Raw genomic sequence first — 9,164 nt, forward strand, 5'->3', positions numbered from 1 at the left:
ACTCATTAATTGCAATTTATCAAATGCAAAACTGATGGGGGCTTTTTTCCTTGGTTCAAATATGATTAACGCGAATTTATCTGAGGCTGACTTATTTTGTGTTAACTTTAACAACGCAAAGTTGAGTGGGGCTAACTTATCATCATCAAGAATTGAAACAGCTAGCTTTAATCAAGCTACTTATAATAGGCTTACAATATGGCCTGATAACTTCGATCCTGAAAGTAAAGGTGCATTATTGATTAAATAAAAATTTAAAGCCAGACTACCGGGAATCCGCCCTATCGCACTTCCGGTAATCTGGCGGTAGCGTTCGTTGAGTCGGTGTCACAGACATTGCGTTTTCAGGGGCAGTACTTCGATGCAGAAAGCGGGTTGCACTATAACCGGCATCGTTATTACTCGCCGGAGACCGCAAGGTTTATCACGCCTGACCCGATTGGGCTGGCCGGTGGGCTAAACCAGACTCAGTATGTGCCTAACCCTACTGGGTGGGTGGATCCACTGGGGTTGGCTAGCGTGCCGGGAGGATGCCCTCCAAACGCAGATATACAAGCTGGCGTGAAGACGGGGGAACCTACAGCACCCAGCACAGATAATAAAGATGTTCAATGGTCACCTCATGGTTATAAGCATTCTTCACCGAAGAGCTCCTCATGGAAAGATATTATAAAATCGACTAAATTAGGCCCCGCAAAATATAAACCAGGCACTGACATAGAGGCACTGGAACGTTCAGTCTATAGCACTGGCCAGCCAGTAACCAATGGGAAACCATGGAAAGTAAAAGATCTAGGTGAGGTAATTGGCGCGAGCGAAGGAAAACTGAGCCAATGGATGAGAGTTGAAGAAAGCGCAGGGACTATACACGGGCACCCTATATCACGCAGCGAATTTTTAAGGTTAACTAAAATATGATATCAATTGACTTTTCATGTAAAAATGGAGTTGTTACTTTTGATAATTTATTCTTGGATGAAAATAAATTATTGATTGAACAACTAGATGATCTTAAAGAGGATATGCTTCAAGTTGAATTTCCAAATACGTACCTTCTTGATGTTGGATGGACTCCTTCATTTAATATAAATGGTAAATTTAAAATTGTACTTATAAAAGATTATGATTGGCAAAAACCTATCTACTCAGGGGTCGCAACTAACGTAAAAGATTTAGAGAGGGAAATCTCTCTAGCAGTATCTGAAATACCAACTGACTAAGCAAATTTTGGTTATGAGTTACAGATAAACAAAGTGCGCCGGCGATGGAAATATCTTTACGGCGGACGACACAAAACCGGCACATTTTGCAACCTATAAAAGCTACTGGTATAACCCCGGTAGCTTTGTACCGCTGGCACAGTTGTTAGGTAAAGGACGCCAGTCGGAGATTTACTACTACCTGAATGACCACCTGGGCACCCCGCAGGAACTGGTCAACGACAATCTGGTAACAGCACGTGGGTAAGCACCTGCTGGCGATGGCTGTGGAAGCCGAACGCATCCACTAAGAATGCTTCGGCCCGCATGAGGTTCTGTAAAGCATCAGGGAACGAGCGCAACATGTAGCTAAGCGGGCGCAGCATGCAGCGCCCCTACGAAGCGAGTTGGTGAAGTGGCTGAGGTTGTATGGGGCGAACATGTTCGCCCCCAATAAAACAGGCACAGCATAACACACCGCAACGCCCTGTTATTTAGTCCGCTTCCATGCATCCCGTACCTGCTCCGCCGTCACCGACGCAGCCTGATTCCCCCAACTGCCACGCAGATAGCTCATCAGATCGGCAGCCTTCTGATCGTCAAGCACCCAGCCATAACCTGGCATGACGAGCGACGGTGCATGTTGGGTGACCGGCGTATGCGCGCCTTCCAGCACCACGCGCAAGGCGGTCAGCGGATTATCCGCCGTCACCGAGAGATTGCCCGCCAGAGCAGGTATTACGTTGTCGCTCCCCTCACCCTTATTGCCATGGCAAGTTGAACAGTACATCGCATAGATCTGCCCGCCAGAAGCCATACTCGCGCTTGATGCCGCCGTGGTTGCTACCGGTTTCGGTGCCTCTGCCTCCAGGCTGTGCACATACTGCGCGATAGCCTTTAAATCGTTATCGCTGAGGTATTGCGTACTGTGCGCTACCACGTCGCTCATCGGCCCGGCCACTGCCGCATGTTGGCTACGGCCGCTTTTCAGCAACGCAACCACATCATCCGGCTTCAACCCACGCAGGCTCGGTGCATACCAACCATCCAACTCGGCTCCGCTCAGGAACTCTGGGGATTGGTTATCCAGCCCTTGTTCCTGCATCGCCCAGCCGCGCGGAGTATGGCAACTGCCACAGTGTCCCAGCCCCTGCACCAGATAGGCACCGCGGTTCCACTGGATGCTCTGCCCTTTCTCTGGCTGATAGGTTTGGTCTTCATGGAACAGCGTATTCCATACCGCTAACGGCCAACGCATGGACAACGGCCAGCTGATATCGCTTTCCCGGTTGGCAGTGTCTTGTTCCGGGACTTCGTGCATCAAGTAGTCATACAGAGCGCGCATATCCTGCTCGCTCATTTTGGCGTAGGAGGTATAAGGCATGGCGGGATACAGACGATGCCCATCTTTGGCCACGCCCTGCCGCATGGCACGGTCAAACTCTTCAAAACTGTAGCTGCCAATCCCCTGCTGTTTATCCGGCGTGATATTGGTGGCATAGATATCCCCTACCGGCGTTGGGAACTTCATCCCGCCCGCCAGTTCCTTACCACCCGGGGCCGTATGGCAAGCCGTGCAGTCCCCCGCCTTAGCCACGTATTCACCAGCGGACATGGCGTGAGCCGAGCCACCAGCCAGTAACAGCATCAGATACAACGGACGTATTGTCATACCCCCTCCTTGGCAGCAACCTTGCCGTAGGCTAGTTCATTGACTGCTCGCCAAGCCTGATCGATCGCCGAGTTGGCATACGGGCTCCAGTCGGAATCGGAATTGGCTATAACGATCTTGCCGATCGGCTGCCGTGCGGTTTCGATAATCTTTTGGGACTCATCTTCATCATCGAACATGCCGTTGAGGAAATAGGAGTAACCGTGCGACCAACGGTTGACGGTGATCGCCTGAATATCCCGCTGATGATCAAATCCGGCAGCACCTAACATGCCCTGCAACTGCTCTCGGATCATCTGCTCGTGTACCTCAAACGGAGTGCCCAGTAGCAATGCACGCCCCTTGCGCGACTGTTCACGCGGGCTAAGGCCGCTGCCGGGCAATGTCGGCACATACACCATATGCAGCCCGATAGGCTGGTTTGGATCGCGTGGATGCTGATATCCCCCCATGCTTACCGGGTAGTCCAGTTTCACCCGGCTATAAGGCGCGGTCGGGGCATAGACTTCGTGCACCCCCAGTTTGATAAACGGCTGCCAGTTGCGGATCACCACCTTGCTGTACACCAACGGCGATTTAACGTTCTGCTTCAGCGCCTCTTGCTGCTCGTGGGGCATTTCCGGGATCAGATAAGGGATCATCATGTTGTAACCGGCCATGACAACCTGCCCGGCACGCACTTTGACCATCTTCTCGCCGTTGATATAGGCCACCTCGGCCTTATCGCCTACGTTGGCCACATGTAGCCCGGTGCTGTTCAAGCGTAGTTTCACCGGCGACTCGGGACGATCCAGCTGGCTGTAATCAAACTTTGCCAGGATGACGTCGTTCATATCTTTGCCACCCGGAGCCACCGCCGGGATCAAATGGCGCACCATCAGGCGAGCCAGCGTGGCATTACCATCCGGGAAGTGGAACACATAGGGATCGTCGAGATCGGCCTGCGATTCCTCATCCAACGGCGGCAGGTTCATGCCGTTCAGGCCCGGCAGATCACAGATACGGGCATCGCTGCATGAGGTCGCATCAATGCCGACGGCCTGAAAATCGTTGGTGGTTTGCTGGAAATAGCGGATTGCCATTTCACTCAACCCCACTTTTTCGCGCAGGAACTGGCTATAACTGTGCTTGTCCAACCAGACCACCTTCTCTTCCAGGCTCAGGCCCGGCAGGTAATCTTTTTCGACGGTGTGCAGCGCAATCAAGGCCTGGCGATCGGCCTGCGGCAACGGGAAGTCGTTGATAAAATCTGCATAAGAGCGCCCATTGAGGCGGTCACGCGGAATATCATCCGCCACCACTCGGCCCGGATCGCCACTCACCACCTTATCAACGCCAAAGTTCTGACGATCGAAGTAGACGCCACGGCTGAGATTCAGGTCTGGGTAGAAGGTGGTGTCGAAGGCCTGTTCCATACCGTCCAGGCTAACGCCCAGGTTTTTCAGTAGCCCCATGGCGACCGGGCTGAAGTTGGAACGCGGCGATTGTAACGATTCGCTGCCCCCGTAGCCGAGGAGGGTGCCGTTCTCGCTGCTGAATTCGTTACGCTTGGCGTGGCCACCAAAGTCATCATGGTTATCAATCAGCAAGATACGCTGTTGTTTGCCCTTCATTTGCTGCCAGAAACAGGCCGCCGCCAGGCCGCTGATGCCAGCGCCGACGACCACCAGATCGAATTCCTCCTCGATCGGCAGGCTGCCAAAATCAAAGGTTTTGCCATCACGCCCCAGTTGGTGGGCATGTTCGAATGAGCCAGGATGGTTGCCACGCAGGCCGGTTAACGCGGGTGGGTAATACAGAGTTTGATGGGCGGCTTGCGGCGATGCGCGCAGGATCTGCATCGGCGTTAGCCCGGCGGCGATGGTGATCGCCACCCCATTAAGAAAATCGCGACGGGTGATAGCCATAAAAGCGTCCTTTTATTCTTTATTATTATCAGGCCAGCCGAAGCCAGCCTGAGAGCCGCGTTATTGTGCGTATAAATCCTATCAGATCAAGCAGATTAGTGTTTGAACATCACGTGGCGAATGGTGGTGTAATCCTCCAGCCCGTACATCGACATGTCTTTACCATAGCCCGACAGCTTCTGCCCGCCGTGCGGCATTTCGCTCACCAGCATAAAGTGGGTATTCACCCAAGTGCAGCCATACTGTAAACGCGCACTCAGGCGATGGGCACGGCCCACGTCACGCGTCCACAAAGAGGAAGCCAGACCGTAATTGGAGGCGTTGGCCCAAGCCAGCACCTGCGCTTCGTCGTCGAACTCCGTCACTGTCACTACCGGGCCAAACACTTCACGCTGGACGATCTCATCTTCCTGGCGCGCGCCTGCCAACAGCGTTGGTTGGAAATAGAAGCCAGGGCCAGCGACTTTTTCGCCCCCGGTGACCACTTGGATATGAGGCAGTGCTTTGGCCCGATCAACAAAACCAATCACTCGCTCCAGATGCTGGGAAGTGATCAACGGCCCCAGTTCGGTGCTGCTGTCTTCCGGTGGCCCGATCTTCAAGCTGGCCACCGCTTCACCCAGCGCTTTCACCAGTTGCGGGTAAATACCTTTTTGCGCATAGATCCGGCAGGCAGCGGTGCAATCCTGCCCGGCATTGTAAAAACCAAAGGTGCGGATGCCGTCAACGACCTGCTGGATATCGGCATCATCGAAGACGATAACCGGCGCTTTGCCCCCCAGCTCCATATGGGTGCGTTTAATCCCAGGTGCAGTATGGGCAATGATATGTTCGCCGGTAGCAATAGAACCGGTAAGAGACACCATGCGCACCTTGTCGTGGCCGGTCAGCACATCGCCCACGCTGGCACCACGGCCAAACAGCACGTTGAGTACGCCCGGCGGGAACACGCCAGCAGCCAGTTCGGCCAGTTTGAAGGTGGTAAGTGGCGTCTGTTCAGAAGGTTTAATCACCACGCAGTTCCCTGCCGCCAACGCTGGGGCCAACTTCCAGGCGGCCATCATCAGCGGGTAGTTCCAGGGAGCAATCGAAGCCACCACACCCAACGGATCGCGACGGATCATCGAAGTGTGCCCCGCCAGATATTCACCGGCCGCCATGCCACTCAGGCAACGGCTGGCACCGGCAAAGAAGCGGAAGACATCGGCCACCGCAGGCAGTTCGTCATTCAGTGCACAGTGATAAGGCTTGCCGCAGTTGAGGGACTCCAGCTTGGCGAAGGTTTCCGCATGCTGGTCAATCACGTCTGCCAGCGCCAGTAAATGTTCGGCGCGCTCTTTCGGGGTGGTTTGCCCCCACTGTTCAAACGCTGCATCGGCGGCCTGCACGGCCTCTTCAACCTGCTGTGCGCTGGCCTCGGCCACCTGCACAATCACTTCTCCCGTCGCCGGGTTGTAGACCGGCAATTTTTCGCCTTGGCCGGTAACCAGTTGACCATTTATCAGCAGTTGGCTTTGCATAGGGTTATCCTTTGAAAATATTGGCGTAATTCGGTGTCTGCCTTTATGGCAAACACCTCGTTATTCATTCTTGGAAATACAGTTCCCATCCCCAATGGAAGACGAAGGGGATGCTATTTACCGCTGCCTGCGACGCTCTCTCCGCCTTTGGTCAGGTAGTACGCGCCCAGGATCGGGAACATCGTCAATACCATCACCGACAGCGCGACCACGTTGGTGATCGGCACATCACGTGGGCGGCCCAACTGGTTCAGCAACCACAGCGGCAGCGTACGTTCGTGCCCGGCGGTGAAGGTGGTCACGATGATTTCGTCAAATGACAGGGCAAACGCCAGCATGCCCCCCGCCAACAGTGCCGAGCCAAGGTTAGGCAAGATCACGTAACGGAAGGTCTGCCAGCCATCGGCCCCCAAATCCATCGAGGCTTCGATCAGGCTGTGTGAGGTACGGCGAAAGCGGGCGATCACGTTGTTGAACACGATCACCACGCAGAAGGTGGCATGGCCGATGACGATCGTCATGATCCCCGGTTCGATATTCAGCGCCTTAAAAGCCGCCAGCAGCGCCAGGCCGGTGACGATCCCCGGCAAGGCAATAGGTAACAGCAGCAGCAACGAAATGCTGTCCTTGCCGAAGAAGTCCCGGCGATACAGCGCCGCTGCGGCCAACGTGCCGAGCACCAGTGCAATCGCCGTGGCCAGGCAGGCGATCTGCACCGAAAGCAGTACCGCATCAATAATGTCCTGCCGGCCCGCCGCCACGCTGAACCAATGCAGGGTAAAGCCCCGCGGTGGGAAGCTGAATGCCGCGTCTTCGGTGTTGAAGGCATACATGGCGATAATCACTATCGGGAAGTGCAGGAAGATCAGGCCACCCCAGGCGGCCAGTTTCAGCCCTAACTGCGCGCGTTCAGAGTGCATCGAAGGCCCCCAGGCGTTTCACAATCGAGAGATAAATGGCGATCAGGACGATCGGCACCAGCGTAAAGGCGGCCGCCATCGGCATATTGCCGATCGCCCCCTGTTGGGCGTACACCATGCTGCCGATAAAGTAGCCCGGCGGCCCCACCAGCTGCGGCACGATAAAATCGCCCAGCGTCAGTGAAAAGGTGAAAATGGAACCGGCTGCGATACCCGGTACCGCCAGCGGCAGGATCACATAGCGGAACGTCTGCGATGGGCGCGCACCCAGATCCGCAGAAGCGTGCAGCAACGAAGGCGGCAAGCGTTCTAACGCCGCCTGGATCGGTAAGATCATGAACGGCAGCCAAATATAGACAAACACCAGGAAGCGCCCAAGGCCGGAAGTGGATAGCGTATTGCCCCCTACGCCGGGAATGCTCAGGATGCTCGCCAATACCGGTTCCAGCCCCATATGTTGCAGGAACCACTGCGCCACGCCGTCTTTCGCCAGCAGCAGCGTCCAGGCATAGGCTTTAACGATATAGCTGGCCCACATCGGCATCATCACGGCGATATAAAAGAACGCCTTCACCTTACCGCTGGTGTAACGGGCCATGTAGTAAGCGATCGGGAATGCCAACACCGCACTGGCCAGTGAAACCACCACCGCCATGGTCAGCGTACGCACAATGATGTCGTAGTTGGCCGGGTTGAACAGCGCGCTCAGGTTGGCAAAGGTCAGATCCGGCGTCACCGTCATGGTGAAATCGTCGAAGGTGTAAAAGCCCTGCCACAGCAGGGTCAGCAGCGAGCCAAGATACACCGCCCCAAACCACAGCAGCGGCGGCACCAGCAACAGCAGCAGATACAGCGTTGGCTTGCGGTACAGATAGGTGGAAATCGCGCGAATTTTACCGCCGGGCGCTGCCGGCTGCTCGATGCTCATGTCCATCTCACCTCTCCTCCAGCAGCGGTACCATTGCCTCTCTGGCCCAACAGGCGGTGACCGGCTGACCGATCAAGCGCTGCTGTGCCACGGCCTGCCACTGCGGGTTAGCCTGGCTGACCAGCAGTTTCTCACCGCTGCTCAGGGCGATTTCATAGCGTGTCGCCGCCCCTTGGTAATGGATATCCTGCAAGGTGCCCTGAACCTGAACTTCCCCCTGTGCTGCTCCGCTTTGATCCAACAGGCGGATATGCTCCGGGCGGATCGAGAAGGTGGCCGATTGCCCCAGTAACCGCTCAGCCAGTTCGCTGCGTACCACGTTAGACGTGCCGACAAACTCAGCAACAAACGGCGTTCTTGGCCGCATATACAGCTCGCGTGGCGCGTCTACCTGCTCAATACGGCCATTGTTAAACACCGCCACCCGATCGGACATCGACAGGGCTTCGCTTTGATCGTGCGTGACGAAGATAAAGGTGATGCCCAGTTGGCGTTGCAGCTTCTTCAACTCCCCTTGCATCTGCTCACGCAATTTCAGATCCAATGCCCCGAGCGGCTCGTCCAGCAGTAGGACGCGTGGACGATTGACCAATGCACGAGCCAGAGCCACGCGCTGGCGTTGACCACCGGATAGGTGCGCCGGTTTACGCTCGGCAGCAAACCCTAACGCCACGCTTTCCAACGCCTGATTCGCCCGGGCTAGTCGCTCACGCTTGGCAACGCCTTTCACCATCAGACCGTAGGCCACGTTCTCCAGCACCGACATGTGCGGGAACAGCGCATAGTCCTGGAACACGGTATTCACATCGCGCTGATAAGGCGGCAGATTGCTCGCCTCTTGCCCATGAATGCGGATCGAGCCGGAGCTCAGTTGCTCAAAACCGGCGATCAACCGCAGGCAGGTGGTTTTACCCGAGCCAGAAGGCCCAAGCATGGAGAAAAACTCGCCGTCCTGTATTTCAACAGAAACCCGATCTACGGCGCGAACATCGCCGAAAATGCGCGAGACATCGATAAA

Annotated in this window: 10 protein-coding genes; 4 read left to right on the plus strand and 6 right to left on the minus strand. The window is 55.4% G+C overall.

What is annotated here, in order from left to right:
* From ACLQ7H_RS22745 to ACLQ7H_RS22760, 4 genes are all read left to right on the plus strand, one after another.
* Nucleotides 1-250: pentapeptide repeat-containing protein (locus tag ACLQ7H_RS22745; protein ID WP_411754619.1), on the plus strand; the 250-nt coding region annotated here is incomplete at its 5' end.
* A 74-nt stretch (nt 251-324) separates the two neighbouring features.
* Nucleotides 325-918 (plus strand): RHS repeat-associated core domain-containing protein, encoded by a 594-nt coding sequence (locus tag ACLQ7H_RS22750; protein WP_411754620.1) that lies wholly within the window; start codon nt 325-327, stop codon nt 916-918.
* Nucleotides 915-1,220 (plus strand): hypothetical protein, encoded by a 306-nt coding sequence (locus ACLQ7H_RS22755; RefSeq protein ID WP_411754621.1) that lies wholly within the window; start codon nt 915-917, stop codon nt 1,218-1,220. Before ACLQ7H_RS22750 ends, ACLQ7H_RS22755 begins: the two co-directional genes overlap by 4 nt.
* Before the next feature lie 142 nt (nt 1,221-1,362).
* Nucleotides 1,363-1,467, plus strand: coding sequence for an RHS domain-containing protein (locus ACLQ7H_RS22760; protein WP_411754622.1), 105 nt, complete (start codon nt 1,363-1,365; stop codon nt 1,465-1,467).
* A 222-nt stretch (nt 1,468-1,689) separates the two neighbouring features.
* Here ACLQ7H_RS22760 and ACLQ7H_RS22765 read toward each other — a convergent pair whose 3' ends face one another.
* From ACLQ7H_RS22765 to ACLQ7H_RS22790, 6 genes are all read right to left on the minus strand, one after another.
* The gene (locus ACLQ7H_RS22765) at nt 1,690-2,871 is read right to left on the minus strand and encodes a c-type cytochrome (RefSeq protein WP_411754623.1); all 1,182 of its coding nucleotides are present in this window, start codon (nt 2,869-2,871) and stop codon (nt 1,690-1,692) included.
* The gene (locus tag ACLQ7H_RS22770) at nt 2,868-4,778 is read right to left on the minus strand and encodes an NAD(P)-binding protein (RefSeq protein ID WP_411754624.1); all 1,911 of its coding nucleotides are present in this window, start codon (nt 4,776-4,778) and stop codon (nt 2,868-2,870) included. The genes ACLQ7H_RS22765 and ACLQ7H_RS22770 overlap by 4 nt, the downstream gene beginning before the upstream one ends.
* Before the next feature lie 95 nt (nt 4,779-4,873).
* The gene (patD, locus tag ACLQ7H_RS22775; protein ID WP_411754625.1) at nt 4,874-6,298 is read right to left on the minus strand and encodes an aminobutyraldehyde dehydrogenase; all 1,425 of its coding nucleotides are present in this window, start codon (nt 6,296-6,298) and stop codon (nt 4,874-4,876) included.
* A gap of 113 nt (nt 6,299-6,411) precedes the next feature.
* Nucleotides 6,412-7,218 (minus strand): ABC transporter permease, encoded by an 807-nt coding sequence (locus ACLQ7H_RS22780; RefSeq protein ID WP_411754626.1) that lies wholly within the window; start codon nt 7,216-7,218, stop codon nt 6,412-6,414.
* Entirely contained in the window at nt 7,208-8,152 is a 945-nt protein-coding gene (locus ACLQ7H_RS22785; RefSeq protein ID WP_021807702.1) for an ABC transporter permease, read from the minus strand. Before ACLQ7H_RS22785 ends, ACLQ7H_RS22780 begins: the two co-directional genes overlap by 11 nt.
* Before the next feature lies 1 nt (nt 8,153).
* Nucleotides 8,154-9,164 (minus strand): ABC transporter ATP-binding protein (locus tag ACLQ7H_RS22790; protein WP_411754627.1); only part of this gene is annotated, 1,011 nt, incomplete at its 5' end.

It is taken from the genome of Serratia sp. (in: enterobacteria), assembly GCF_046715635.1.
Classification (GTDB): domain Bacteria; phylum Pseudomonadota; class Gammaproteobacteria; order Enterobacterales; family Enterobacteriaceae; genus Chania.